Genomic DNA, 25,843 nt, shown 5'->3' with positions numbered 1-25,843 from the left:
GAAGCCCCCGTCCAGCCCGCTGCGTCCCCTATCCGCAGTGGGTTGGGCGGGGGCTTTTTTTTCAACTCAACGAATGTTGTCGAGTCAGCCTTGGCCGGGAATATCCCCCCAGCGATTGCTGCCTTCCCGCGTAAGGAGCCGGTGCGAGCAGTCCGATAAAGTCCTGGGTCCGCTGCAGGCTCTGCAGCGTACTGGACGTTTGCATCGACAAGTCGGAGACCGCTTCGAAAAGCTCCGGATCCGCGCTGCCGGTGGTTGCCAGCTCGGTAAGGATGGCCTGCGTCCTGAACTCGACCATGTCGATGCCTGCCGAAAGATGTTCGTAAGTGTTGCTTAACGCCTCAGCATTCAGTCCCTGCGCTGCATGGATGAATTCCCGCCCCGTCTGGAACAGCCCCCGAGTTTCTGGTCCCAGTTTTTCAGAGACTGCCTCGATCACTTTGCCCTCGACCTTGGCGCGCGCCATTTGGGTCAATCGTGATCGACCGTCGGCTGTGCGCGGATCATGCGCTGCCAATTGCAGTTTCACTGTGGCAAGACTCAGCTTCTTTTTCGGCTCGACGCTTTCAACCAGAGCCTTGGGATTCAATTCGCTGCCCTTGAAATGGATAGGTCGGTTCAACTGATAGGTGTCCACCACCTTGTCGATGGCTGCACCCGCCAACTTATCGGCGACCTTCGTGCCAATCTTGCCCCCAAGCGAACCGGCTACCGGTCCGAACACGGTGCCCATTGCAGTGCCAATCGTGCCCCCTGCGGCTTGAGCGCCTGCGCTGAACATGCTGCTGGCCAGTTGCGTCCCGACGCGCCTGACCAGGGCCTGAAACCGGTGTCGCGCCTGAGTGTGGTTGAGCAATGAGTTTCTGACGTCCGCTGCCGCCGAGGTCATCGTGCTCATTAATGCCTGCTGCTTTTGCACACTGTCAGCCAACTCAGATGTGGCGGTCTTCCCGCCCCCATCGGTGTCGACATGGTTCATGGGCGAGTTACCCACCATCTGATACAGGTTCGGCCCGTCGATAAAGCCTTTCGGATCAGGATTCAACCAACGCTGCAACCACGGCATGTAATAGCGATAGCCATAATAATAGAGACCTGTGGCATCGCGCTCCTTGCCCGAATAACGCAGGGTTTTGTAACTGGCCTCGGTGTCCTTGCTCCACGCCGTTTCACCGAACGGGAAGAAAGTTTCTTGACTGATGAGCCGGGCATCCTCGCCCAGTTCCAGGCAGGTCGATCCGAGATGATCCGTCAGCGTGTACCGATAATGGTCATTGGAACCGGTGGGCGGAGCACTTTCCCAGTGCAGCACGTGTACACGGCTGATGTGGCCCTCGACGCAGATCACTTGCAATTGCTCACCGGTGGCCGTGTCGGTGCGTAGCTCCAGTCCAGGCAAATAGCGCACCTGGGCCGTGACGCCGCGGGCATTCGTCTGTGACGAGCGAATCTTGCGCACACGTTGGCCGGCACCGTCGTAGCAATAGTGTTCACGGTCATTGGGGCCGCTGGCACGTTCGACCGGCGTGACCGATTGCAACTGATTACGCAGATTCCACGTCAATGAACTCCCCGCGTACAGCGCTCGCAAATTGCCACGGGGATCGAACGCCGCGGCAATCTCCTCTTCCGTCGGTGGCACGCCATTACGGTAAGGCAAACAGCGATTACTTGATCGCGCAGCTTTGAGCTCACGGCCATTGCGCACGCCAACATGCGTCAGCAGCAGCAGATTGCCGGATTCATCGTAGTCGAAGGTCTGTCGATAATTGCTCACTGCTGCCGGATCGTCACGTCCGATGGACGCCGGACCTTGAGTAGCAGCACCTGCTTCCCAACCGGTGGCCACATGCAACTGGTAGAAGCTGTCATAGTCGAAACGCCTGACAGGATCGATACGCTGGTTGGCGAAATACCGGATCGGCAGTGCCTTGTCCTCGATGCTCAGCAAGTTGCCCATCGGGTCGTAGTCGTAGATCAGATGTTGCAATACCTCGCCCCCGGCTTTCCTCGCATGGCGGGTTAGCAGAAGACCATCCTCGGGCTGATAGGTCAGCGTCGTCAGCACACCATTGCCCGCCAGTTCCTGAGTGACTTGCCCATCAGCGTTGTAACGAATGTCGCTCACCAGCGTTTGCGCTTTGGTCTGGTGCCGCAATTGCAGATGGCAGGCGCGCAACTGACCGTCCAGCGTCAACTCGCGGTCCTGTCGATTATCACGTGCATCGACTTGTTCGAGTACCTGCCCCAGCGGCCCGAAGCGCCAGCGGGTCGTTGCACCGTCACCGGGCTCCAGCAAGCGCTGGCGGTCATCAACGTTTTGCGGCCAATCGGGGACGCTGGGGTCGAGGGTGAAGTGCCGCGTGCTTTCAATGCATTGCCCACTGATTGCAAAGCTTTGCGAGCACACACTACCCGCCGGATCATCGTGCCGAATCAACTGGCCCAGCTGATTCCGGGAGGGATCACCCGCGCCGGGCTGACCGTAAGTGAAACGTTCGACGCACCGCCCAGGCTCGGATGCGCCTTCTTCGAACACGGCAATCGGACGCAGCAGCGGGTCGTGTTGCACCTCGCGCCAGGTTTCTCGACTGTCCCAGTCGCACAGCGTCTCGGCACCGAGCCCGTACAACGCCAACTGCGTACCGGCATCGACGCTGTCGGAGCGCAGCGTTTGCCCGATCAACGAATAAAGGGTGCGCAGATTCGCTGGCGTCAGCGACTCGGTCGTTTGCAGTGCCCACAGGCGCGGATCCCACTGTTCCACAACCCTTCCGGCAGCGTCGCGCGCCGTGCGATTGACGCGGGTTTGAGCTGGGCAAAGGTCGTCGGCACGCCAATAACCAACCGTCCGAACCTGCAGTCCGCGCGGGTCGCTTACTGAAAGCGTCGGTGTTTTGCCATGCTTGTTCATCAGCTTGCTCCCGGCACTAGCGTTATCCATGCTTCAGGGCATCAGAGCATCCGCGCTTTACGATTTTCAACTGTCAGAAATTACAGTACCGACTGACGGTACATTCGGAATACGCGCGAATGTCCATTGCGCCGACCCTCCGGTAGGATGGTACTCACGAACCAAGGAGCGTTCCCTCATGTTCATCGGCATCCTGCTGATCATCACCTGGTTGATTCTGCTGCTGCGCTATCCCGCCAAGGCTGTGCCGGTCTCCGTGGCCGCGGCTGTCGGTCTGGGCCTGGTGGCCATGTGGGTGGTGTGGCTGGACAACCGCGAGCTCAAGCAACTGGCGCGCCTTGAGATGCGCATCAGCTATGCACCGGAGCAATGCCCGGCAGATCGGCCGCTGCAATTGAAAATGAAAAACGGCAACGACGTGCCGCTGACTGAACTGCGCTGGCGTATCGCAGCTTACGCGCCGGGCGACACGGTCAATCTGGCCGACAACCAATACACCGCCCCGCGCTATCGCGGCCCCGGCGAACTGCAGGCCGGCGGCGACTGGGAAGACTGCCTGCCGATGCCTCCACTGCGTCCCGGTTATCGCCCACAAACCCTGGAGTTTCGTGCCGAGCGCTTGCAGGGCAGTTTCTCCGACTGATCCCCCTCCTCCCATTTTTTGCACAAGGAATGCGCCATGCCCGTTGCGTTGATTACCGGTTGCTCCAGCGGCATTGGCCGCGCCCTCGCTGACGCGTTCAAAGCCGCCGGTTACGAGGTCTGGGCCAGTGCGCGCAAGGCTGAAGACGTCGCGGCCCTCGCCGCTGCGGGGTTCAGCGCAATCGCGCTGGACGTCAATGACAGTGTGGCGCTGGAACAACTCGCTGAGCGCATCAACCAACAACACGGCGGCCTCGACGTGCTGATCAACAACGCCGGTTATGGCGCCATGGGACCGCTGCTCGACGGCGGCGTGCCGGCCATGCAGCGTCAGTTCGAAACCAATGTGTTCTCGATTGTCGGCGTTACCCGCGCCCTGTTTCCGGTACTGCGCCGGGCCAAGGGGCTGGTGGTGAATATCGGCAGTGTCTCAGGGGTACTGGTCACGCCGTTCGCCGGCGCCTACTGCGCCTCGAAAGCCGCGGTGCATGCGCTGAGCGATGCGCTGCGCATGGAGCTGGCGCCGTTCGGTATCCGCGTGATGGAGGTCCAGCCTGGGGCGATCCAGTCGAGCTTCGCCAAGAATGCCGGGCATGAAGCGGAGCAACTGATCAACGAGCAATCACCTTGGTTTCCGTTGCGCGAGGGGATTCGTGCGCGGGCCAAGGCATCGCAGGACAAGCCGACGCCGGCCAGTGAGTTTGCGGCTGAGTTGCTCAAAGCGGTGCAGCAGAACACGCCGCCACGCTTGATCCGCATTGGTAATGGCAGCCGCGCGTTGCCATTGCTGGCGACGTTATTGCCCAAGGGATTGCTGGAGTCGACGTTGATGAAGCGGTTCGGCTTGCGCGGCCAGCTCTGAGACCGGGTTGACGCTTTCGCGAGCAAGCCCGCTCCCACAGGAGAATGCATTCCAAATGTGGGAGGAGAAATCGACGCCGGCCAGTGAGTTTGCGGCTGAGTTGCTCAAGGCTGTGCAGCAGGGCACGCCGCCAAGATTGATCCGCATTGGTAATGGCAGCCGCGCGTTGCCGTTGCTGGCGACGTTGCTGCCCAAGGGGTTGCTGGAGTCGACGTTGATGAAGCGGTTCGGCTTGCGCGGCCAGCTCTGAGACCGGGTTGACGCTCTCGCGAGCAAGCCCGCTCCCACAGGAGAATGCATTCCAAATGTGGGAGCGGGCTTGCTCGCGAAGGGGTCAGATCAGCCAACACTCAGCCCCAGCCCTTCATGAAATCTATAAACGCCCGCACCTTCAGCGGCAAATGCCGGGTATCCGGATACAGCGCGTAAACACCCTGCTGAGCAAAGCGGTAATCGGCCAACAACCGCACCAAGCGCCCCGCCTGCAGATCCTCCTGAATCAGCCACTGCGGCAAAATCGCCACGCCTTGCCCGGTCAACGCAAACGCCCTGAGCGTCGCCGAGTTGTCGGCGACGATGGCGGTGGTCCCAGGTTTTGGCTGGTAGACATGCTCACGGCCGGCCGGGTCGGTCACGGTCATTTCCGGGACGCGGCCATGGCCCAGCGTCGGCATCGACTCCAGCGTTGCCAGCGTGGCAACCGGCGCGAAGCGCTCGACCAGTTGCGGCGCCGCCACCGCAAACACTTCGAACCTCGACAACTGCACCGCGCGCAAATTCGAGTCGTGCATGCGTCCCAGACGGATCGCCATGTCGAAGCGCTCGGAGATCAGATCGGCGTGGGTCGAGGATGTCGACAAGTGAATGTTCAGTTGCGGCTGTTGCTGGCGAAACACCTCCAGCGCCGGCACCACTTGGGCCAGGGCAAACTCCACAGTGGTGGTGATGCGCAACGTGCCCTTGAGTTGCGAATGCTCAGAGCGCGCTTCCTCAATCGCCAGTCGCGCTTCGTCGAGGGTGCGCAGGCAGCGCCGATAGAAGCGCTCACCGGCATCGGTCAGGGCCAGTTGCCGGGTGTTGCGTGTGAGCAAAGTGACGCCCAGTTCTTCTTCCAGGCGCTTGAGATTGAAGCTCACCACCGCACGGGTCTGGCCCAAGGTATCGGCGGCAGCCGTCAACGACCCGGCCTCGACCACGGCTTTGAAAGTGTCAAAACGGTCCAGGCTGACCATACCCAGCGCGCTCCCTGTCAAAAATATTTTGACAAACTAGCAGGCAAACCAGCGTTTTCCTAACGCCTGAAGCGCACTACCCTGCGCGTCTCATTACAGGGAAGCTGCCATGGCCTATCGCTCGAAAGTCGCGCTGGTGTATCTGTTCGGGTTCGCCCTCGACCTGCTGAACATGTTCGCCGCGAGCATCGCCTACCCGGACATCGCCCGGGAATTACAGGCCTCGGTGACGCAATTGGCGTGGATCACCAACGCCTACATGCTCGGGCTGACACTGATCATTCCGCTGAGCGTGTGGCTGGCGGTGCGGCTGGGCGAACGGCGGCTGATTCTGGGCTCGTTGCTGCTGTTCGGTATCGCTTCCGGTCTGGTGGCCCAGGCCGGGTCGATTGAAAGCCTGATTGTCTGGCGCCTGCTGCAAGGCCTCGGTGGCGGGTTGTTGCTGCCGATCGGTCAGGCCTTGGCTTATCGGCAGTATCCCGCGACACAACGCGCGCACCTGACCGGCGTGGTGCTGATGGTCGCGCTGATGGTGCCGGCCCTGTCGCCAGCAGCAGGCGGCCTGATCGTCGAGGCGTTGTCATGGCGCTGGATTTTCTACCTGAACATGCCGCTGGCGCTGCTCGCTTTCGGCCTGGGTCTGCTGTGGTTGCAAGCGGATCAACCCGGCACGGAACGCCCGACACTGGATCTGCGCGGCCTGCTGCTGGCGGTGGCAGCCCTGACACTGTTGTTGATTGCCGTGAGCCTGGCGAGCGCCGCCGCTACCCGACACCTCGCCGGCGGAGTTCTGCTGCTCGGCGTCCTGACCTTATGGCTGTACCTGCGTGATGGCTGGCACAAACCCGACGCGGTGCTCGACCTGCAACTGCTCAAGAGTCCGTCACTGCGTTTGGCAATGCTGATCTACCTGTTCGTGCCCGGGGTGTTTACCGGCACCAACATGATTGCCGTGTTGTACCTGCACGACCTCGGCTTCGGCGCCGCGCAGACCGGTGCGCTGATGCTGTCCTGGGCGGCCGCATCGGGGGTGGCGATCATGCTCGGCAAACGCAGTTTCAACCGCCTCGGCCCCAAACCGTTGCTGATCGCCGGGATGCTTTTGCAGTGCCTGGGGATTGTCCTGCTGATGCGCATCGAACAACCCGCCGCCGCGCCGCTGGTCATTGCCTATGCCTTGATGGGACTGGGCGGCAGCCTGTGCAGCGTGACCGCGCAGAGCCTGGCGTTTGTCGGCATCGCGCCAGAAAAAATGGGCCACTCCAGCGCTCTGTGGAACATCAATCGCCAGCTCGGTTTCTGTCTTGGCGCCGCGCTGCTCAGTTCGCTGTTGGGTGCACTGGGCGGCAACGGATTCAAATACTGCTTTGTCGCGGCGGCCTTGCTCACCTTGTTGCCCATGATCGCCGTGCTGCGTTTCGACGCCTCCACAGTGCTCGCCCTGCTGAGCCCACCTCCCCTTCAGGAAAAATCCACATGACTGACTACAACGAATATTTTGATGAAGTGATCCAGGCCCATCTGGTGATCGAACGCTGGTTTGCCGTGGAGCAGGATTCGGCCGAAATGGAGCGCTTGCTGAGCCGGTTCTCGGCGGATTTTTCCATGGTCACGCCGCTGGGCCGGACGCTGGATATCGAAGCCTTGCGTGCGCTGTTTCAAGCGGCAGGCGGGAAGAAGCCCGGGTTCAGGATCGAGCTCAGTGAGCTGCGCGGGATTGCGCTGCATGCGCATGGCGCGACCCTGAGTTATCGCGAGCAGCAGAGCGATGCGAGCGGGTTGCGCACCGATCGCCGATCGACGGTGGTGTTTGAAAAGACCGAGGCCGGGCGGGTGCTGTGGCGGCATTTGCAGGAGACGTTTTGCGCTGAGTGATTACTCGGTTTTGGTCTGAAAGACCGGGTTGTCCTTATCGCGAGCAGGCTCACTCCTACAAGGAATCTTCGGTGTGGCAGAGATCCAGTGTAGGAGTGAGCCTGCTCGCGATTCAGTCGGCGCGGTCTGTCAGTTATCCACAGACTCTTGCTTCACCACCACCGTGCAAGTAATCCCCGCCGCCAACAACACACCCTCCGGCACTTCGTCGATGTGAATGCGCACCGGCACCCGCTGCGCCAGACGCACCCAGTTGAACGTCGGGTTCACATCGGCGATCAGCTCGCGGCTTTCCGGGTTGTCGCGGTCGTAGATGCCGCGGGAAATGCTCTCCACGTGGCCCTTCAACACTTCGCCGCTCATCAGTTGCATGTCGGCTTTGTCGCCTACGCGCACATGCGGCAGCTTGGTCTCTTCGAAGAAGCCGTAGACCCAGAACGAGTTCATGTCGACCACGGCCATTTTCGCTTCGCCGATGCGCGCGTAGTCGCCGCGATGCACGTTGAGGTTGGTCACGTAGCCGTCCACCGCCGCGCGCACTTCGGTGCGTTTCAGGTTGAGTTCGGCGGCTTCCAGTTGCGCTTGTGCGTGTTGGTAATCGGCGAGTGCGGCGTCGGCGATGTTGCTGGCGTCGTCGCGGTTTTCCTTGGAGATCACCAGGTTGTCGAGGTCGGCGCGACGATGCGCGTTGACCTTGCGCATCTCCCAGGTCGACTTGCGCGACGCGACCAGCGACTGCGCCTGCTTGACCGCGATGCGGTAGTGCTCGGGATCGATCTGCATCAGCAAATCGCCCTTCTTCACCAATTGGTTGTCGCGCACCGGTACGTCGACCACTTCCCCGGTGACGTCGGCCGCGACGTTGATGATGTCCGCCCGCACCCGGCCGTCGCGGGTCCACGGGGTGTTCATGTAGTGCTCCCACAGGGTCCGGCCGATCCACAGTGCCAGGGCCAGCACCAGCAGGGTCGCAAGCAGGCTGAAAAACTTTTTCATCAGAACGTTCTCAACGGTAGACAGTCAGCGCCATGGCGCCGAACAGACAGGTAAACAGACTCAGACGCAAAAGCGCCGGGTGCCAGAAAAAGCGGTACAGGTCGAACCCCGAGAGGAACCGGTCCAAGGCCCAGGCCAGCGCCGCAGCGACAAAAAACATCAGGGTCATGGTCGGCATGTACACACCGTGGAAGGCGATTTCACGAGGCATGGGCAAGTCCTTCGGGCTTGGCGACGGCATAGGCAGCGAGTGGTGATTGCGGGTCGAGCAACGAGGTGCGGATGAAGTGCAGATAGCTCTTCACCCGGCGTAACGCGGACGTGTCGAAGTGCGGCGCAAACGGCTCGTCGGTCGCGGCGACCCGACTGATCGCGTGATCGACCGCCACCAGTGCGCGCTCCAGATTGCTCGGGTTCGGTTGCAGAAACAGTCGCACCAGCGCCCGGCCCATGACGCGGATCGCCTGACGCCACGGCTGCGATTCGGCATACGCCGGATACACTGGGAGGATCGCCTGTTCCTTGCGCAATTCGATGATCGCGTGGCCGACTTCGAGCACCACGAACATCCAGCGCAGCAGGTTCTTCTGCACGGTCGGCTGCCCGGCGGCGAGACCATAAGCCTGATGCAGCAGGTCACGAGTACGACTCTCGAAACTCGACGCCAGGCCCTTGAGTTTGCCGCTGATCGCGTACACCACCTGGCCACGCAGATCCTGCTCCAGGCGCTTCCACAACCAGCGGCTGTTGGGCGGCAGAATGATTGCGCCAGCAGCGGCGCAGACCAGCATGCCCATGACCATGGCGATGTAGTCGTTGATGAAGGTGTAAGGGTTGTAAATGGTCAGGTTGTCCGGCACCGAACCGGTGCTGAAGAAGATCAACAAACCGAGACCGACACCGGCATATTGCGGTCGCGAAGCGAGGAACGAGCCGAGCACGATCACTGGCGCAAGCATCACGCACAGCAGCGGAAAACCATCGATCCACGGGAAGATGAAAAACATCTCGACGAAGCCGATCAGCGCCCCGAGGAACGTACCGCAGGCCATTTGAAAAGCCATGCGTTTCGGGTTCGGCGTGGCGGCGGACAGGCCCACGGTCGCGGCAGCAATCAGGGTCATGGTCGCACCGCTCGGCCACGCGGTGGCGACCCAATAGCTGCCCAGCACCATCAGGATGAACGAGGCGCGAATCCCCGAGGCCGCGGCGGCCCACCAGTTGGTTTGCGGGGTGAACGGCTCGTCCCAGCGCTCACGTTCGTGGCGGTGATCGGCCAGCGAGGCGTGGGTCTGTGCATAACTGTGCAGGTCGTCGACGAAGCGATAGAGCAGTTCGTATGCAGTGTGGAAATCCAATTGTTCGGCTTCACTCGGACCGGTTTCCTGGAAAATGCCGCGCAAGGTTCGCACGCGCGTCGGCAGGCCTTCCTTGTAAGTGGCCAATGCCGTCGCCAAACGTGCCGCGTCCGGGCTGGTCAAGGCGCGGCCACTGAAGCCGTCGAGTACTTCGGCCAGATCCTGCAGACCCGGCCTGATCGCGGTCACCACGTGTTCTTCGTCATTCACGCGCAGGCGTTCCAGCAACTGATGCAGGGCGTTGAAGCGCGTGGTAATGCCCATGAACTCGCTGTTCAAACGGCTGAGGCGACCATTGCGCCGACGCATATGCGGGTCTTCGAAAACGGTGACGCTGCGCAGCCCTTCCAGGCCCACGGCTTCGGCGATAAAACGCACGTTGCTCGCTTCGAACGACTCGGCTTTGCTACGCCCGCGCAGGCCATCGGTGACGAACAACGCGAACACGCCGAAGCGCTGATACAAGGCGTTGCGCATTGCTGCGCTGGCGGTTTGCGGCAGGATCGCGGCGCTGACTACTGTCGAGCAGAGAATCCCCAGCGAGATCTCCAGCACTCGCCAGACGGCGGCCATGAACGCACCGTCCGGATGCGCCAGCGCGGGCAGTCCGACCATCGCCGCGGTGTAGCCGGCGAGGACAAAACCGTAGGCGCGGAAGTTACGGCAACGTGCCGCACCGGCCGAGCAGATGCCGACCCAAATCGCCAGCGAACCGAGGAACAACTCAGTGTTTTGCGCGAACAGCGCAATCAGCGTGACCATCATCGCCGACCCGGCCAGGGTGCCTAGGAAGCGATAGAAACTCTTGGCGAACACCTGGCCGCTCTGCGGCTGCATGACGATGAACACGGTGATCATCGCCGTACGCGGCTGCGGCAACTCCAGGCGCATCGCCAGCCACAGCGTGAGGAACGCGGCGAGCAATACCTTGAAGATATACACCCAGGTCACGCCATCGCTGCGCGCCCAGTCAAACAAACCCCGGCGCCATTCCAGGGAGTAGAGCCAGCGTAGAGGTGCGGGCAAGGGAGTCATTTGGTCTTGCTCAATGATTGAGGACTTAACAATTTTTGTGATGAACACAAACTCTGTGGTGAGGGGATTTATCCCCGATGGGCTGCGAAGCGGCCCCGAAACCTGCAAGCCGGTTCTGCCTGGCACACCGCATTTGCTTTTCTTGGGGCTGCTGCGCAGCCCATCGGGGATAAATCCCCTCACCACAAAGGTTTTGTGTAGTGGGTTGTGCGTTCACCGCAAAAGGGCCGGGGTTTTCGGGGCTGCCGTTTGCTCGGCTGTGGGCACATCATTGCCAGCCCCGAGGCCGCCACCCAACGCCGTCACCAGCTCGGCATGCGCACTCAAGCGCGCCGCCTGCACCTGCTGCTGCACCTGCTGTTGCTTGAACAGCAAGGTCTGCGCATTGAGCACGTTGAGGTAATCGGTGAGGCCACGCTGATAAGCGATCATCGCGATGTCGTAGGTCTTCTGCGCGGTGGCCACCGACTCGGCGGCGAAGGCTTGCTGCTTGTCCATCGACTCGCGGCGGATCAACTGGTCGGAGATGTTCTTCAGCGCATTGATCAGCGTCTGGTTGTAATGCGCCACGGCAATGTCATACCCGGCGGACGCTTCGCCCAATTCGCTGCGCAAACGCCCACCGTCGAAGATCGGCAAGGAGATCGCCGGGCCGACGTTGTAGTTGAGTTTCTTGCCGGTCAAAAACTCCAGCGCCCCGCCGCCGGTGGCCATGTAGCCGAGGCTGCCGACCAGATCGACGTTGGGATAAAACCCGGCATGCGCGACATCGATGCCGCGTGCCTGCGCCGCCACTTGCCAGCGACTGGCGACCACGTCCGGGCGCTGACCGAGCAACTCGGCGGGCAATGCCGATGGCAGTTTCAACGCAGCACCCAGCGCCAGCGTCGGCCGCTGCAACTGCGCGCCCGCGCCCGCGCCCGGACCTTTACCCGCCAGCGCGGCGATCTGGTTGCGGCTCAGGGCGATTTCTTCGTCCAGCGCATCCAGTTGCCGATGGGTCTCCGGCAACGGCGTTTCCGCCTGACTGACTTCAAAGTGCGTGCCGATGCCGCCGTCCAGACGCTTCTGCGCCAGATCCAAAATCTGCTGTTGCTGCTTGAGGGTCGCGGCGACGATGTCGCGCTGGGCGTAATGCAGCGACAGCTCGATGTAGGCGCGCACGATATTGTTCTGCAATTCCAGCTGCGCCAGCCGCGCTTCGGCGGCGCTCATGTGCGCCAGATCCACCGCGCGTTCGCTGGCATTGCTTTCCCGGCCCCAGAGGTCGAGGGCGTAGCTGAAACCCAGCGCGGCGTTGTTGTCCCAGGTGGTGGTGTTGGCCAGCTCGCCCGGGCCGTAGAACTGGTCGGTCGGCCAGTTGTGGCGCTTGAGCGTTGACTCGCCATTGATCTGCAACGACTCGGCGGCCTCGGCGACACCGGCCAGCGCCCTGGCCTGACGCACTCGTGCAGCGGCCATGGCCATGCTCGGACTGCCCTGCACGGCGAGGTCGATCCAGTGATTGAGTTGCGGGTCGCCGTAGGCTTGCCACCATTGTGCGGTGGGCCAGTTTGCGTCACGGGCGGCGTGGGCGATGGCGTCATCAGTGGCCAGTGCGTCGGCTTCCAATGCCGTGCTATGCGGGGCAATTCCTTGCGTTGAGATGCAGCCGCTGAGACCCAGGGTAAAAGCCAGAACACTGAGCGGCAAAAGCGCTCTGATGATGCGACGCGGCACAGCTGCGAATTCCTGAAAGAGGGGTAAGGCGGGGCGTGTTCCCTTCTGTAGGAGCTGCCGAAGGCTCGGGCCGCGTTCGGACGATCTTTTGATCTTGATTCCCTTAAAACAAAATCAAAAGATCGCAGCCTGCGGCAGCTCCTACAGGGAGCGGCGCAATTCTAGGTGGGCGCCTTGGTGGCGATAAGCTGGGATTCCTGTGAATCTTTGTTACCGTTAACGAGATAATCCGTTGGTCGGGGGTCTCAGCCCCTGAAACTTCGTGTCACAATTTGCCATCTCCCTTGAGAGCACCCCATGGACACATTGCAAAACATGCGCGCCTTCAGTTGTGTGGCCGAAGCCGGCAGCTTCACCGCCGCCGCCGTGCAACTCGACACCACCACGGCCAACGTCTCGCGCGCGGTCTCCAACCTGGAAGCCCACCTGCAAACCCGCCTGCTCAATCGCACGACCCGGCGCATCGCCCTGACCGAGGCCGGCAAGCGCTACCTGCTGCGCTGCGAACAGATCCTGGCCTATGTCGAAGAAGCCGAAGCCGAGGCCAGCCAGGCCCACGCCCGCCCCGCCGGCCAGTTGAAAGTGCACACCATGACCGGCATCGGCCAGCACTTCGTGATCGACGCCATCGCCCGCTACCGCAAGACCCACCCGGACGTGACCTTCGACCTGACCATGGCCAACCGCGTGCCGGACCTGCTCGACGAGGGCTACGACGTGTCCATCGTGCTCGCCAGCGAATTGCCGGATTCGGGCTTCGTCTCGCAACGCCTGGGCATCACCTACAGCATCGTCTGCGCCTCCCCGGCTTACGTGAAAGCCAACGGCTGCGCGCAAAAACCCGCAGACCTGCTGAACCACGCCTGCCTGCGCCTCGTCAGCCCGGTGATCCCCCTGGAAAAATGGGCCTTCAACGGCCCGGACGGCCAGGAAATGGTCACCATCAACAGCTCGCCGTTCCTGGTGAACTCCGCCGACGCGATGAAAGCCGCGATCATCAGCGGCATGGGCGTCGGCGTCCTGCCGGTCTACGCCGCCATCGAAGGCCTGCGCAACGGCACGCTGGTGCGGATGATGCCCAACTACCGCTCGCAGGAACTCAACCTGTACGCGATCTACCCGTCGCGGCAGTACCTGGATGCGAAGATCAAGACCTGGGTCGAGTATTTGCGCGGGTCACTGCCGGAAATCCTTGCCGCGCACCAGGCAGAACTGGCCGCCTACGAGCTAAGCGGCAGCCTGGCTGGGGCAAGAGTGGCAAATTGACGTTATTAAGGGGGGCGGCAAAGGAATGCCAAACCCTGCATTTTGAATACTCCCCACTTAAATATCACCTGTCAGATATGACAGTGGACAGGCAGATTCTTTCGGCGAAACATCCTGGGGCACGTCTCATTAACTCCACGGAAGAAAAGCCATGAATTTTTTTTACTCCCCCCCCGAAAACCACCTCGTCACCGCTGAAGGCGAACTCAACGCCACCATCCATAACAACTTTAAGTTCCCGGATTTCAAAGGTATTCCACAGTTCTTCGTCACTAATCAGAAGATCGTAGTCGTATCTGCACGACACCAAATAACGGAAAACCAATGGAACTCCATTACCGTAACCTTCCCCTATTTGGTTGAAAACAGACGGTATGAGTTTCAACTAAATAGCGCAGTAGAACCTCCTTTGTTCATCGAAAGTTGCCGAACAGCCGATGGCGGCTCCATGAATCGTCCACACCCGGCCAAAGACGACGTTGGTCATATCATTTTTGATTTCGATCCCAACGCCGGAACACTGGAAGCCACCTTCAACTACACCATCATCGGCGACCAATCGGAAGTGCACCAAGCGGTAGGAAACATAAAAATCAAAGGTCTGACGCACACAAACGGTTACTGCCTCGAAAAACTTTTCAGCGAGTCCAACGCTTCCAACTGAGCTGGTAAGCCTCATTTGTGATCTCGCTATCTGACAAGTTGGCCGAGCTGGCGGTTGAATCGGGTGCTGGATAATGTGGAAGTGAGCCAATCTGCAGCACACAGCTGAGCCATTGTGGGAGCGGGCTTGCTCGCGAAGGCGTCAGCACATCCAACACTTTCGGTGACTGACACACCGCTTTCGCGAGCAAGCCCACTCCCACAGTGGGATTGGGTGAGTCAGTTAGAGAGTGCTCGGCTCATAGGCCGCCATCGCTGGCAAGCCAGCTCCCACAGGGATTGGGTGAGTCAGTTAGAGAGTGGTCGGTTGTCAGGCCGCCATCGCTGGCAAGCCAGCTCCCACAGGGATTGGGTGAGTCAGTTAGAGACTGGTCGGCTGTCAGGCCGCCTTCGCTGGCAAGCCAGCTCCCACAGTGGGATTGGGTCAGTCAGTTGGAAACTGGTCGGCTGTCAGGCCGCCTTCGCGAGCAGGCTCACTCCTACAGAAAAGCAAAGCAGTCCAGACAGACCGCATGCTCTTCACCACTCAAATGGCCGAGTGTCAGCTCGCCGAAAGCTCTTGATCTTGCCGTGCCGGCCCCATCGGCAGGCTGAGTGGAGGGGTTTATCCGGGGGTAGGCGCGCAGCGCCATGCGGCGAAGCCGCATACATCGAGAGGAGGTGCAGCGAAGCAAACCGGAGGCGATGCCCCCGGATGAACCCCGCAACGAAGGAACCCGAGCCTAAGCGAGGGCCGAAGGCAGGGGCCAAGACCTTTGCTTCCTTTGGGGCGTTTGCCAAAGGGAGTCGCTGTAAGAGCGAAACCGCCAGCAGCAGCACCCGAAGCAACGGATATGTCCCCCATCAACCCAAAGCATGGTCGGCCCAGAGGCCGCCAAGACAACCCAAAACAGAAATGTTAGCTTGCTTGGCAATAAAGCCCAGAAGCCGAGCCCATAGCGATGAAAAAAACAGTCCTGGCCTTCAGCCGCATCACCCCGCCCATGATCGAACGCCTGCAACAAGAGTTCGACGTCATCGTCCCCAACCCGAAGAACGGCGACATCAACGCCCAATTCAACGAAGCCCTCCCCCACGCCCACGGCCTGATCGGCGTCGGCCGCAAACTCGGCAAAGCCCAACTCGAAACCGCCACAAAACTCGAAGTAGTCTCCAGCGTCTCCGTCGGCTACGACAACTACGACCTCGACTACTTCAATGAACGCGGGATCATGCTCACCAACACCCCCGACGTACTCACCGAAAGCACCGCCGACCTCGCCTTCGCCCTGATCATGAGCAGCGCCCGCCGCGTCGCCGAACTCGACGCCTGGACCAAGGCCGGCCAATGGCAGGCCAGCGTCGGCGCACCGTTGTTCGGCTGTGACGTCCACGGCAAAACCCTGGGCATCGTCGGCATGGGCAATATCGGCGCCGCCGTCGCCCGCCGTGGCCATTTCGGCTTCAACATGCCGATTATCTACAGCGGCAACAGCCGCAAGACCGAACTGGAACAGCAACTCGGCGCGCAGTTCCGCAGCCTTGACCAACTGCTGGCCGAAGCCGACTTCGTCTGCCTGGTGGTGCCGCTCAGCGACAAAACCCGCCACCTGATCAGCCATCGCGAATTGGCGTTGATGAAGCCGGGGGCGATTTTGGTCAACATCTCCCGTGGCCCGGTGGTCGACGAGCCGGCGCTGATCGAAGCCCTGCAAAACAATCGCATCCGTGGCGCCGGACTGGACGTCTACGAGAAAGAACCGCTGGCCGAGTCGCCGCTGTTCCAGTTGAAAAATGCTGTGACATTGCCGCACATCGGCTCCGCCACGAATGAAACGCGCGAAGCCATGGCCGATCGTGCACTGGCCAATCTGCGCAGCGCGCTGCTCGGCGAACGCCCGCAGGACCTGGTCAATCCGCAAGTCTGGCGCGGATAAAAAATGACGGGCAAGTGCAGAACCGCACTTGCCCGTTAGTTGCCGCCCTACACAACTTGAAATTGAACAACAAAGCCAATTTAACAACAGCATTATAAGCTCTGCCTGGCAATCGAATGATCGACCACTGCTATGGAGAGCTAATCCCGTGAACAACCTGACAACCGATAAAGTTATTCGCTACAGCAAAGTTATATTGATGGCTTACATCAGCTTCTTTGGTGTATTGGTGATGATTCACAACTTTACCGACTATGACTCGAACTACACGTACGTGGCTCATATCCTGAGCATGGACACTACCATCGCCAATGACTCCATAAAGTACCGAGCCATCGATTCACCGATGATTCATCACCGCATCTATTGGTTCATCATCACGCTGGAAGTGACGTATACGACGTTATGCCTGATAGGCACCTATCAACTCTATCGGCACATCAATGCGCCTGCAGAGGTATTCCACGAGGCAAAAAAGTTCTCGATCATGGGCATACTGGCGGCAATTTTCATTTATTACGTGTGCCTGCAAACCGTGGGTGTGGAATGGTTTGACATGGACACCTCACAATCATGGAATGCCAAGGACTGGGCCCGGCATATCATTGATTTCATATTCCCGGTGATGATTTACATCACCTTGAAAGTCGAGCGCTGATGTTCAGTGATCGTTTGTTTCATACCAACTTCCCCTGCACCGGCGCCACCAGCGTTTTCGGCTTACGAAACACCAAGACATTACCCAGCATCACCAACACCAGCCCGAGCAACGCCGGTGCCGTCCACTGATAACCTTCAGCAAACGCTGACACGTTCAGTGCCACCACCGGGAACAGCACGGTGCAATACGCCGCACGTTCCGGCCCCATACGCCCAACCAGCGTCAGGTACGCGGTGAAGCCGATCACCGAACCGGGGATCACCAGATACAGCAACGCCCCGACGTAACGTGGCGACCACTCCATGTCGAACGCAATGCCATTGACCAGACACCACACCGACAACATCGCCGCCCCGTAGGCCATGCCCCAGGCATTGGTGGTCAAGGGTTTCAAGCCTGCCTTCTGCTGCAGACTCGACAACATATTGCCCGCCGAAAAACACAAGGTGCCACACAGCGCCAGGCCAAGACCAAGCAACGTTTCGGGGCTGGCGTGATGGCCGGCCAGTTCCGGCCAGAACAGCATTCCCAGACCGAACAGGCCGAGCGCCCCGCCCATCAAAACATTGCGCGCGATGCGCTGACCGAAGAATACGCGTGCATTGAGCGCATTCCACAAAGTGGCCGTGGAAAACACCACCGCCACCAGCCCGCTGGGAATCCACTGGCTGGCGGTCAGAAAGCACATGAAGTTGACGCAGAACAGGCACAGCCCCTGCGCCACACAGATCAGATGGCCGCGCCGATTCATCGGTTGCAGCCGCCGACTGAGCAGCAACAGCACGAACAGCACCAGCGCGGCGAGACCGAAGCGATAAACGATCGACACCGGAATCGCCACCACGCCCAGTTGCCATTTCAGGGCAATCCAGGTGGTGCCCCAGATCAGCACGGTCAGCAGATACAGCGAAAGGTTCATGACGAAACTCCTGAGAACACCGGGCACTCTGTGGCAAGCGAGCTTGCTCGCGCTTGAGTGCGCAGCACTCACTGATGGGTCCGCTGCGCAGCCCGGCGGGAGCAAGCGCCCTCGCCACAGGGTTGTGTTGTATGGAGGTTCAGGGTGCGACAGCAACGATCGGGGCGCTTGCAGATTCTTGCGCTTTTGTCGCTCGACAGGCTGGCAGCGCGAAAGCTACGGAGTAGGATGCAAGGCGTTGGAGAGAACCGAATATGGCCGCTATCGATAACCTGCAAGTCTTCCAAGCCCTCAACCGTTCGCCGAATGCACGCCTGTTGCACAGCGCCGATCTCGGTGACGGCTTGTCTGCGGCCCTCTGGACCAACCACCACGATGCCCAGGAATACGAAACGCCGAGCCACCACACGCTTTCCTGCTACATCGCCGGGGGCACGGGCACGTTTCGCCGTGGCCAACCGGGGCGCAAGGGCGGACCGGACAAGTTGTGCATCCTGCCCGCCGATCACCAATCGGGCTGGGTGATCAACGGCGATCTGCGTCTCGCTCATCTGTATTTCAGCGCCGAACAATTTGCCTTGGGTTGCGTCACGCTGCTGGATCGCGAGCCGCGAGAGATGCAGTTGCGCGAGCAGACCTTTCTGGAAGATCCGCAGCAGGCCCGACGCTTTCGTCAGTTACTGACACTGAATTGGGACGAACCGGCCGAACGCCTGCTGACCAGCAGCATTGCGCATGAATTGATCAGCCATACCCTGCTCAGCCAGGTCGGCGCCCGGCAGGGTGTGCGCCTCAAGGGCGGACTGGCGCCCCATCAGCGGCGGCAACTGGTCGAGTTCATCGAGAATCAGTTGGCCGAGCCGATCAGCCTCGGGCAACTGGCCGGATTGTGTGCGCTGTCGGAATACCACTTTGCGCGGATGTTTCGCGTGAGCTTCGGCCTGCCGCCGCATCAGTACGTGCTGGCGCGGCGCTTGAACCGGGCGCGGGAATTGTTGCGTGGCACGGCGTTGCCGCTGGGGGAGATTGCACTGGCGTGCGGGTTTGCCAGTGCCAGTCATTTCACCAACCGGTTTCGGCAGGTGTTGGGTGGGACGCCTGGGGAATATCGGCAGGCGTTTTTGCGTTAGATCCGGGGTTTTTATTGCCTGTTCGGGCCTCTTCGCGAGCAAGCCCGCTCCCACAGGGTTCAGAGTGAACTCAGATTGTGTGAATAACACCATCCAATGTGGGAGCGGGCTTGCTCGCGAAGAACGATGACGCGGTCCTGGATCAGAACTCCAGCGTACTGGAGAGCGAAATCTGCCGCGAATCGCCCATCGACACAAAGAACCGGCTCGCCGCCGAGGTGTAGTAGGTGCGGTCAAACAGGTTCTTCACGTTGAGCTGAAACTTGACCTTCTGCCCTTCGAGTCTGGTGTCGTAAGTGGCAAACGCATCGGCCACGGTGTAGCTCGGCAGGTCGAAATCATTCACCGCGTTGCCCGCGCGCTCGCCGACATACCGCGCCCCGGCACCGACCCGCAGTTGATCGCCGCCGATCACGCTGCCGAAGTCATACACCGCCGACAATGAGCCGCTGTTCTTCGCCACGTTTTGCAAGCGATTGCCTTTGTAGTCCGGGTCTTCGGTGACCTCGGCATCGGTGTAGGCATAGGCGCCGATCAGGCTCCAGCGATCGGTCAACTGCCCGGTCAGGTCCAGTTCCAGACCCCGGGAACGCACTTCGCCAGCCGCGCTGTAAATGGTGGTCGGGCCTTCAGAATTGGAGACCAGCACGTTGCGCTTCTTGATGTCGAACAGCGCGATATTGCCGGTGATGCGCCCCGGTATATCCAGACGCGCACCCAGTTCCCACGACTTGGCTTCTTCCGGCGCGATGCTGCCGTCGAGCACGGTGCTGCTGCCGCTGAGCGGGGCGATGGTCGAATTGGGTTTGAACGATTCGGTGTAGCTGCCGTAGAACGACAACTCGTCGGTGTAGCGATACACCAGCCCCGCGCGAGGCACGAATTTCTGCCCGTTGCTGTCGGTGTTGGCCTTGAACGGCACGCCTTTGCCGGCGTACTGGTCGTACTCCTGGAAGCGTCCGCCGGCGACCAGAATCCACTGGTCGTTGAGGTGTATCGAGTCCTGCAGAAACACCGAATCGCTGCGCAGCAGATCGGTCTGCGCGCTGTCCGCCGGGCTGACCGTGGTGCCTTCGACTTCACGGCCATACACCGGATTGACATAGCTGAAGGTGCTCAGGCTTTTCTGGCGGATCAGGTCGGCGCGGTAGATTTTGCGGTACTCGTCGTCCACGCCGAACACCAGGTCATGTTGCATGCCCAACAGGTTGACCTTGCCCTCAAGGCTGGCGGTGGTGAAGCGGTCAGTGCTGATCGCGCCTTGCGTGCCGTCCATGCTGCGGGTCAGCGTGCCTTTTTTGGTGTCGATGGCGGTCACGCGCACTTGGCTGGCGTCGTAGGTTTCGCGGTTCCAGCTGTAGCCGAAGTGGGCCTTCCAGTCGTCGTTGAGTTCGTGGTCGGCCTCGAAATGGTACAGGTCCGAGCGGCCTTCCATGTCGTTGAACGGCTCGTCCAGACGCTCGTTGCGCGAGATGTCCAGCGGATGGTTGGTGCGTGGATCAATCACCGTGCCCCGGTCGAACGGGGTGAGGAATTCGCGATGCTCATAGCCGAACGACAGCTTGGTGCGCTCGCCGAACCAGGCCAGCGACGGCGCGATCAGCGTCTCGCGGTGAGTGCCGTAGTTGCGCCAGTAATCTTCGTCTTCATGGTCCAGCACCAGCCGATAGGCCAGCCCTGATTCACCCAGCGCACCAGTGCTGTCGAAGGTGCCACCGCTGCCATTCTTGCCGTCGCCGTAGGTGGAACCGCGCAGGGTCAGCGCGTTGTATTGAGTCAGTTCCGGCTTCTTGCTGACCAGGTTGACCACGCCGCCCGGATCCTGAATGCCGTAGAGCAACGAGGCCGGGCCCTTGAGCACTTCGACCCGATCGACCGTCGCGTTCATGCCACGGCCCTGCACGATCGGCATGCCGTCGCGCATGATCGAGCCATTGCGGTTGTCGCCAAAGCCGCGGGTCATCACCGAGTCTTGCGTGCTGCCCAAGGTGTTGCCCTGGGTGATGCCGCTGACGTTGGCCAGCGCATCGTCGAGATTGCGCGGGGCCTGATCGCGAATGACCTGGGCCGGGATCACGTTGACGGTCTGCGGGATTTCCTGCAGCGAAGCCGAGGAGCGCATTACCGAACTGGTCTGCGGCGGCTGATAGCTCATCGACTCGTCACGCATCGACGTGATGGTGGTCGCGCCAAGATTGAGTGCGCCTGCGCTGGGTTGCGGTTCCAGCGCCAGGGTGTGGCTGTCGGTACGGCGAAAGGTCATGCCGGAACCACTGAGCAGGCGTTGCAGCGCCTGTTCGGCGCTCATCTGGCCGCTGACGGCCGGGGCGTTGAGGCCGTACGGCGCTTCATCGGTGTAGACCACGCTTTGCCCGGTGACGCGGCTGAAGTCGCTCAGAGCCTGGGGCAGTGGTTTGGCGCTCAGGGAGAAACTGAACTGTTTCTGTGTCGGGCTGCTGACGGTTTCAGCGGCCAGCGCCACACTCAGCGGCAACAGCGCCAACGCCGAAAAACTCAATGCCGAAACACCCAACCACTGTTTGACCGAACCCGATTTTGCCCTGGACTTCATTGCTCAATGACCTGTGTAGAACCGCAACGGATGCGAATGACTCGCAGTTTCAGTCACTACACGGATGGGGCTGCGGTTTACCTCACCACAAATTTGAAAATATTTTTCGAGAGCAGTGTCGGTAGTTCTGACGCCTTCGCGAGCAAGCCCGCTCCCACATTCTGGAATGCATTCCCCTGTGGGAGCGGGCTTGCTCGCGAAGAGGCCAGTAGACCTAGCGCAAAATAATCAGATGCCCCAGCACCTGATGCTGCTCAAACCCCAGCACCCCTCGCAACGAACTCAGCACCGCCTGCGGATCCTTGCTCGGAAAACTGCCGCTGACCTTGCGCGCAGCCAACTCATCATTGAGCACAACAATCCGTCCCGGGTAATAGCGCCGCAGATCCTCCACCACATCGGCCAGCGACGCCTTGTAGTAATTCAGCCAGCCCTGACGCCAGGCCAGTTGCGCTTCGCTGTCCACCGCGTGCAGTTTTTCCGCACTGCCCTGCCCGTAAGCCACTTGCTGGCCGGCGGTCAGAATCTGCTGTTGCGCGTTGCGATTCGCCGTCACGCCAACGCGCCCGGACAGCACCGTGACCTGCGCACCTGCGGGCTGCAGACGCACTTCGAATTGCGTGCCGAGCACCCGCGCCTCGCCCTTCTCCGCCGCGACCACAAACGGATCCCCCGTATGCGTGACACTGAAAAATCCGGCACCGCGACGCAATTGCACATGCCGCTCGCCCTGACTGAAATCCACCGCGATGGCACTGTCGGCATCCAGCGTGACTTGCGATTGATCGGCCAGGGTCACGGTGCGGATCTCGCCCGGTGCCGAAACGTAATCGGCACCCAGATCATCGATCCAGCGCTGCGGCTGCCAACCCGTGCCAAGGCTGATGATCAGCATCAGACACGCGGCCATCGCCAGCGCGCCCGACCAGCGCAGCAGCGGTAAACGACGCGGACGATCCATCGCATTGAGGTAGCCCTGCAACGCCAACGCCTCTTCATCGGCCAAGGTACGCGCCGGACTTTCGCTCAACTCCCAGAGCACTTGCGCCTGGGCGTAGGCCTCGGCGTGGGCCGGGTCGGCGCGCAGCCATTGGCTGAAGGTCAGTTGATCGCCGGTGCTCGGGCGGTCGTGCAGCAGACTCAGCCAGGCGAGCGCGGCCTGCTCCTGAGCGGGCGTTGGAATGACACGGTCGTTGGCTTTCACGGTGCTTTCCCTGGCAGGCGTGGCGCGGGTTCGCGCAGGCTGGCCTTGCAGGCCTCGAGGGCGCGCATCATATGTTTTTCCACGGCGCTTTGGGACAGGCCCATGGCTTTGGCGATGTCTGCGTATTTGCGGCCGTGGATGCGATTGAGCAAAAAGATCTGCCGAGTGCGCTCGGGCAAGGCACGCAACGCCGCCTCGACATGGCGCAGATCATTGCCCGCTTCGAGCGCGGCTTGCGGTTCGCTGCCGTGACTGTCCGGCGCATCCGGTTGCCAGCCCTCATTGACCCGCACCCGCGTGCCTTCGCTGCGCAAGTGATCGATGGCGATGTTGCCGGCGCAGCGCAAAAGATAGGTGCTGAGTTCTTCGACCTGCACCAGCGGCCGTCGCCAGAAACGCAGAAACAGGTCCTGCACCAGATCCGCCGCCGTGGCCCGGCAGCCGACGCGCCGGTTGACCAGCGCTTCCATCTGCGACCGCTGCGACAGGAACACCTGAAGAAAATGCGCACGCGCGCCGTGCGGTTCGTCGTCGCGGGATTCCGGGGGATGACCGATCAGCATGTCAGACCTGCGCCCAGGCAGCGACCGGGCTGGCCAGCAGACTCAACCCGGCCAGTGCGATGGCCAGACGTGGGCGATACGGCAGCAACAGCACCAACGCCAAGGCGCTGAGCATGAGCACCGCGAACCAGTCGACCAGACCGAAACTCCAGCCGTGTGCAGCGACTGCCGCCCAAAGCGACAGCCCGAGCAACAGCCAACCGGCGAGTTTCAAAACCCGTGCGCGTCGGACCGAGAGTTTGTTGCCGAGCAGCTCATCGTGGTGCCGAGGCATCGACAGACACAACGCGCTGAACCCGGCGTAGCACATCAACAACGCCAGCAACATCAGCTGACCTCCTGCTCAAGCGCGATCGGTCGCGGCTTTTCGCGGGATGTTTTTTTCACGCTGACGGCGCCGCCGGCACGCTGCATTTTCCATGCGGCCCAGCCGAGGAACAGACCTGCGCCCAGGCAAGTCAGATCGAAACCCGCCAGCGTCCAGTCACCTTGCGCCAGCGTTACCCCGAGATTCCACGGTGTGGTCAGATTGATCAGCGGCACCGCGATAAACAGCACGGCAGCCAGCGCGAGCTGTTCGACCCAGGCCTTGCGCCCTTTGCGCAGCAACGCATGCACCACACTCAAAGCCCAGGCGATAAAAAACGCATTCACTTCCTGATCGGCGCGCCCGAGCAGATCTGTCGGCAACAGGCGATTGGCCAAAAAGAACACCGCCACCGCCAACACCAGCCCGGCCATGCTGGCGATGTTCAGCACTTCCACCAGACGCAATTCGAACGGCATCACGCCGCTCTTGGCGTGTTTGAGCTGGCGCTTGCCAAGCCAGATCACCAGCCCGGTGCCGATCATCGCGGTACTCGCCAGACCGCAGATGAAATACAGCCAGCGCAACGTCGCCCCGGCGAAGTGGCCCATGTGCAAACCGTAGAACGTGCCGCCGACGGCCATCGCCACTGGCTGCTCCGGGGTGCTGCCGAGGCGCTCGCCGGTGACGCCGTTGAACGTCACCGCGCGACCGAAATCGTGGACGACGCGGTCGCCACGGCGCGACAGCACCACCGAGGCATTCGCGTCCCCCGGGTTGTTCACTGTCAGCCGCGCGGTGCTGCCTCCCGCCCACTGCTCGCTCGCCTTGGCCAGCAGTGGTGCCATCGGACTTAGCGGCGCCGCCCGGTTGGCTGGCTCAGGGGTCTTCGATGCCGGAAAAACTTCGTCGTAAAAGGCGCGCACGTCGCCGTTATAGGACGCCAGAATGCTCGCCGGCATGACCATCGCCATGAAAATCACCAGGCTGCTGTAGGTGATCATCAAGTGAAACGGCAGCACCAGCACGCCGACCGCGTTATGCCCGTCGAGCCATGAACGCTGGCCTTTGCGCGGGCGAAAGGTGAAGAAGTCCTTGAAGATTTTCTTGTGGGTGATGATGCCGGTGATCAGCCCGACGAACATCACCATCGCCGCCATCGTCGCCAGCCAGCGGCCCCATGGATAAGGCATTTGCAGCTGGAAATGGAAGCGATAGAAGAACTCGCCGCCCAGGCTTTCGCGGGCCTGGACTTCACTGCCGGTCTGCGCGTCGAGTGTTCTGGATTCGAACTTGCCGCGCTCGCCCGGTGTGTTCGGCGCCTGCTGCCAGCGCACCGTCAGGCCCGGGTCACGGGCGTCGGGCAAGTCGATCAGCCAGCGCGAGGCGCCGGCGGCGTGTTGCTGCAGGTAACTTTGCGCCAGGGTCAGGCTCGCTTCGGCATTGATGGGTCGTGCGGGAATTTCCGGCTGCATCCAGTGGCTGATCTCATCCTTGAAATAGGCCAGCGTTCCGGTGAGGAAAATCGCAAACAGCAGCCAGCCGAACACCAGCCCCGTCCACGTGTGCAGCCAGGCCATCGACTGACGAAAGCCCTCTTTCATGCGTAACCCAAGCCCCGCGCGGCACCCGACACCGTCGCCAGAATCACGCTGGGCACCAGCAAACCGACCCACGCCGACCACGCCGTGCGGCAAGCGAAGCACCACAGCACCGCGACCAGATAGACCAGAAAGGAAATGGTCATACCGGTCACCACCGCTTCAGCGCGGCTCAACGGCAGCCACAGCGTCAGGGTGACACTGGCCAGCGCCGCGACCAGATAGCCGCCGAACACCGCCGCCAGCACCCGCGAGGTAACGGCCAGACGATAGGACATGGGAAGTGAGGCGAGTTTGCCTTTCATGTTTCGACCCTGAAACGAAAAAACGTCCGGCCGACAAGCCGAACCAACAGGCGAGCAATATTAATGATAAATATTCTCATACGCAAAAGCATCTGATTGCCGG

At 61.1% G+C, this 25,843-nt stretch carries 22 protein-coding genes and 1 pseudogene; 10 read left to right on the top strand and 13 right to left on the bottom strand.

The annotated features are described in order from the left end of the window. Positions 1-61: 61 nt before the first annotated feature. A complete protein-coding gene (locus M0808_RS21395) occupies positions 62-2,914 on the bottom strand; it encodes an RHS repeat-associated core domain-containing protein (RefSeq protein ID WP_247842352.1) in 2,853 nt (950 codons plus the stop codon). A 178-nt stretch (positions 2,915-3,092) separates the two neighbouring features. Here M0808_RS21395 and M0808_RS21390 point away from each other — a divergent pair, with 178 nt between their 5' ends. The 3 genes and pseudogenes from M0808_RS21390 to M0808_RS21380 form a co-directional block, all read left to right on the top strand. Beyond that, entirely contained in the window at positions 3,093-3,557 is a 465-nt protein-coding gene (locus M0808_RS21390) for a multidrug transporter (RefSeq protein ID WP_098967290.1), read from the top strand. Positions 3,558-3,593: 36 nt separating this feature from the next. Continuing rightward, positions 3,594-4,418 carry an SDR family oxidoreductase gene (locus tag M0808_RS21385; protein ID WP_097093075.1) on the top strand — a complete coding sequence of 275 codons (825 nt, stop codon included), beginning with the start codon at positions 3,594-3,596 and terminating at the stop codon, positions 4,416-4,418. A gap of 64 nt (positions 4,419-4,482) precedes the next feature. After that, positions 4,483-4,668 (top strand): annotated as a pseudogene (locus tag M0808_RS21380) (short-chain dehydrogenase); the annotation flags it as partial. 100 nt (positions 4,669-4,768) lie between these two features. Here the strand turns inward: M0808_RS21380 and M0808_RS21375 are convergent. Next, positions 4,769-5,650, bottom strand: coding sequence for a LysR family transcriptional regulator (locus tag M0808_RS21375; protein ID WP_247842351.1), 882 nt, complete (start codon positions 5,648-5,650; stop codon positions 4,769-4,771). A gap of 109 nt (positions 5,651-5,759) precedes the next feature. On the opposite strand from M0808_RS21375, the gene M0808_RS21370 reads away from it, so the two are divergent. Both M0808_RS21370 and M0808_RS21365 read left to right on the top strand, forming a co-directional pair. Next, on the top strand, positions 5,760-7,130 hold the full coding sequence (locus M0808_RS21370; RefSeq protein ID WP_247842350.1) for an MFS transporter: 1,371 nt from the start codon (positions 5,760-5,762) through the stop codon (positions 7,128-7,130). Then, positions 7,127-7,525, top strand: coding sequence for a DUF4440 domain-containing protein (locus M0808_RS21365; protein ID WP_247842349.1), 399 nt, complete (start codon positions 7,127-7,129; stop codon positions 7,523-7,525). The genes M0808_RS21370 and M0808_RS21365 overlap by 4 nt, the downstream gene beginning before the upstream one ends. 129 nt (positions 7,526-7,654) lie before the next feature. Here M0808_RS21365 and M0808_RS21360 read toward each other — a convergent pair whose 3' ends face one another. The 4 genes from M0808_RS21360 to M0808_RS21345 form a co-directional block, all read right to left on the bottom strand. Next, positions 7,655-8,521, bottom strand: a complete 867-nt coding sequence (locus M0808_RS21360; protein WP_027610912.1) for an HlyD family secretion protein — start codon at positions 8,519-8,521, stop codon at positions 7,655-7,657. Between the two features lie 10 nt (positions 8,522-8,531). Further along, a complete protein-coding gene (locus tag M0808_RS21355; RefSeq protein WP_003221811.1) occupies positions 8,532-8,732 on the bottom strand; it encodes a DUF1656 domain-containing protein in 201 nt (66 codons plus the stop codon). Then, positions 8,722-10,914, bottom strand: a complete 2,193-nt coding sequence (locus M0808_RS21350) for an FUSC family protein (RefSeq protein WP_247842348.1) — start codon at positions 10,912-10,914, stop codon at positions 8,722-8,724. The genes M0808_RS21355 and M0808_RS21350 overlap by 11 nt, the downstream gene beginning before the upstream one ends. A gap of 213 nt (positions 10,915-11,127) precedes the next feature. Next, positions 11,128-12,633 (bottom strand): efflux transporter outer membrane subunit, encoded by a 1,506-nt coding sequence (locus M0808_RS21345; protein ID WP_247842347.1) that lies wholly within the window; start codon positions 12,631-12,633, stop codon positions 11,128-11,130. A gap of 297 nt (positions 12,634-12,930) precedes the next feature. On the opposite strand from M0808_RS21345, the gene M0808_RS21340 reads away from it, so the two are divergent. From M0808_RS21340 to M0808_RS21325, 4 genes are all read left to right on the top strand, one after another. Beyond that, positions 12,931-13,899 carry a LysR family transcriptional regulator gene (locus tag M0808_RS21340; protein ID WP_027610909.1) on the top strand — a complete coding sequence of 323 codons (969 nt, stop codon included), beginning with the start codon at positions 12,931-12,933 and terminating at the stop codon, positions 13,897-13,899. A 151-nt stretch (positions 13,900-14,050) separates the two neighbouring features. Beyond that, entirely contained in the window at positions 14,051-14,563 is a 513-nt protein-coding gene (locus M0808_RS21335; RefSeq protein ID WP_247842346.1) for a hypothetical protein, read from the top strand. Between the two features lie 940 nt (positions 14,564-15,503). Beyond that, complete coding sequence (locus M0808_RS21330) at positions 15,504-16,478, top strand: D-glycerate dehydrogenase (RefSeq protein ID WP_134785472.1); 975 nt, start codon at positions 15,504-15,506, stop codon at positions 16,476-16,478. 148 nt (positions 16,479-16,626) lie between these two features. Then, a complete protein-coding gene (locus M0808_RS21325; protein ID WP_139053814.1) occupies positions 16,627-17,136 on the top strand; it encodes a DUF2165 domain-containing protein in 510 nt (169 codons plus the stop codon). A gap of 19 nt (positions 17,137-17,155) precedes the next feature. Here the strand turns inward: M0808_RS21325 and M0808_RS21320 are convergent, their stop codons facing one another. Then, positions 17,156-18,058 carry a DMT family transporter gene (locus tag M0808_RS21320; RefSeq protein WP_027610905.1) on the bottom strand — a complete coding sequence of 301 codons (903 nt, stop codon included), beginning with the start codon at positions 18,056-18,058 and terminating at the stop codon, positions 17,156-17,158. A gap of 254 nt (positions 18,059-18,312) precedes the next feature. On the opposite strand from M0808_RS21320, the gene M0808_RS21315 reads away from it, so the two are divergent. Next, positions 18,313-19,188, top strand: coding sequence for an AraC family transcriptional regulator (locus tag M0808_RS21315; RefSeq protein ID WP_247842345.1), 876 nt, complete (start codon positions 18,313-18,315; stop codon positions 19,186-19,188). A gap of 142 nt (positions 19,189-19,330) precedes the next feature. Here the strand turns inward: M0808_RS21315 and M0808_RS21310 are convergent, their stop codons facing one another. The 6 genes from M0808_RS21310 to M0808_RS21285 all read right to left on the bottom strand — a co-directional run bounded on the left by M0808_RS21310 (position 19,331) and on the right by M0808_RS21285 (position 25,740). Next, complete coding sequence (locus M0808_RS21310) at positions 19,331-21,760, bottom strand: TonB-dependent receptor (protein ID WP_247842344.1); 2,430 nt, start codon at positions 21,758-21,760, stop codon at positions 19,331-19,333. Between the two features lie 214 nt (positions 21,761-21,974). Further along, positions 21,975-22,964: a FecR family protein gene (locus tag M0808_RS21305; protein WP_247842343.1), complete on the bottom strand. Its 990-nt coding sequence runs from the start codon at positions 22,962-22,964 to the stop codon at positions 21,975-21,977. Then, positions 22,961-23,527 carry an RNA polymerase sigma factor gene (locus M0808_RS21300; RefSeq protein ID WP_003221797.1) on the bottom strand — a complete coding sequence of 189 codons (567 nt, stop codon included), beginning with the start codon at positions 23,525-23,527 and terminating at the stop codon, positions 22,961-22,963. Before M0808_RS21300 ends, M0808_RS21305 begins: the two co-directional genes overlap by 4 nt. Before the next feature lies 1 nt (position 23,528). Further along, positions 23,529-23,855: a DUF3325 domain-containing protein gene (locus tag M0808_RS21295; RefSeq protein WP_247842342.1), complete on the bottom strand. Its 327-nt coding sequence runs from the start codon at positions 23,853-23,855 to the stop codon at positions 23,529-23,531. Beyond that, a complete protein-coding gene (locus M0808_RS21290; RefSeq protein ID WP_247842341.1) occupies positions 23,855-25,438 on the bottom strand; it encodes a PepSY-associated TM helix domain-containing protein in 1,584 nt (527 codons plus the stop codon). The genes M0808_RS21295 and M0808_RS21290 overlap by 1 nt, the downstream gene beginning before the upstream one ends. Further along, positions 25,435-25,740, bottom strand: a complete 306-nt coding sequence (locus M0808_RS21285; protein WP_025109395.1) for a DUF3649 domain-containing protein — start codon at positions 25,738-25,740, stop codon at positions 25,435-25,437. The genes M0808_RS21290 and M0808_RS21285 overlap by 4 nt, the downstream gene beginning before the upstream one ends. Positions 25,741-25,843 lie beyond the last annotated feature (103 nt).

It is taken from the genome of Pseudomonas sp. MWU12-3103b, from assembly GCF_023100615.1.
GTDB classification, from domain to species: Bacteria; Pseudomonadota; Gammaproteobacteria; order Pseudomonadales; family Pseudomonadaceae; genus Aquipseudomonas; species Aquipseudomonas putida_A.
The sequence above is the reverse complement of the archived record's forward strand: the minus strand, read 5'-3'. Positions and strand labels throughout refer to the sequence as shown.

Coding starts and splice junctions, on each gene's coding strand:
- M0808_RS21355 (WP_003221811.1), bottom strand. CDS start 8,732: ATGCCTCGTGAAATCGCCTTCCACGGTGTGTACATGCCGACCATGACC.
- M0808_RS21360 (WP_027610912.1), bottom strand. CDS start 8,521: ATGAAAAAGTTTTTCAGCCTGCTTGCGACCCTGCTGGTGCTGGCCCTG.
- M0808_RS21390 (WP_098967290.1), top strand. CDS start 3,093: ATGTTCATCGGCATCCTGCTGATCATCACCTGGTTGATTCTGCTGCTG.
- M0808_RS21385 (WP_097093075.1), top strand. CDS start 3,594: ATGCCCGTTGCGTTGATTACCGGTTGCTCCAGCGGCATTGGCCGCGCC.
- M0808_RS21350 (WP_247842348.1), bottom strand. CDS start 10,914: ATGACTCCCTTGCCCGCACCTCTACGCTGGCTCTACTCCCTGGAATGG.
- M0808_RS21290 (WP_247842341.1), bottom strand. CDS start 25,438: ATGAAAGAGGGCTTTCGTCAGTCGATGGCCTGGCTGCACACGTGGACG.
- M0808_RS21330 (WP_134785472.1), top strand. CDS start 15,504: ATGAAAAAAACAGTCCTGGCCTTCAGCCGCATCACCCCGCCCATGATC.
- M0808_RS21375 (WP_247842351.1), bottom strand. CDS start 5,650: ATGGTCAGCCTGGACCGTTTTGACACTTTCAAAGCCGTGGTCGAGGCC.
- M0808_RS21395 (WP_247842352.1), bottom strand. CDS start 2,914: ATGAACAAGCATGGCAAAACACCGACGCTTTCAGTAAGCGACCCGCGC.
- M0808_RS21295 (WP_247842342.1), bottom strand. CDS start 23,855: ATGTTGCTGGCGTTGTTGATGTGCTACGCCGGGTTCAGCGCGTTGTGT.
- M0808_RS21370 (WP_247842350.1), top strand. CDS start 5,760: ATGGCCTATCGCTCGAAAGTCGCGCTGGTGTATCTGTTCGGGTTCGCC.
- M0808_RS21300 (WP_003221797.1), bottom strand. CDS start 23,527: ATGCTGATCGGTCATCCCCCGGAATCCCGCGACGACGAACCGCACGGC.
- M0808_RS21335 (WP_247842346.1), top strand. CDS start 14,051: ATGAATTTTTTTTACTCCCCCCCCGAAAACCACCTCGTCACCGCTGAA.
- M0808_RS21285 (WP_025109395.1), bottom strand. CDS start 25,740: ATGAAAGGCAAACTCGCCTCACTTCCCATGTCCTATCGTCTGGCCGTT.
- M0808_RS21320 (WP_027610905.1), bottom strand. CDS start 18,058: ATGAACCTTTCGCTGTATCTGCTGACCGTGCTGATCTGGGGCACCACC.
- M0808_RS21340 (WP_027610909.1), top strand. CDS start 12,931: ATGGACACATTGCAAAACATGCGCGCCTTCAGTTGTGTGGCCGAAGCC.
- M0808_RS21315 (WP_247842345.1), top strand. CDS start 18,313: ATGGCCGCTATCGATAACCTGCAAGTCTTCCAAGCCCTCAACCGTTCG.
- M0808_RS21365 (WP_247842349.1), top strand. CDS start 7,127: ATGACTGACTACAACGAATATTTTGATGAAGTGATCCAGGCCCATCTG.
- M0808_RS21310 (WP_247842344.1), bottom strand. CDS start 21,760: ATGAAGTCCAGGGCAAAATCGGGTTCGGTCAAACAGTGGTTGGGTGTT.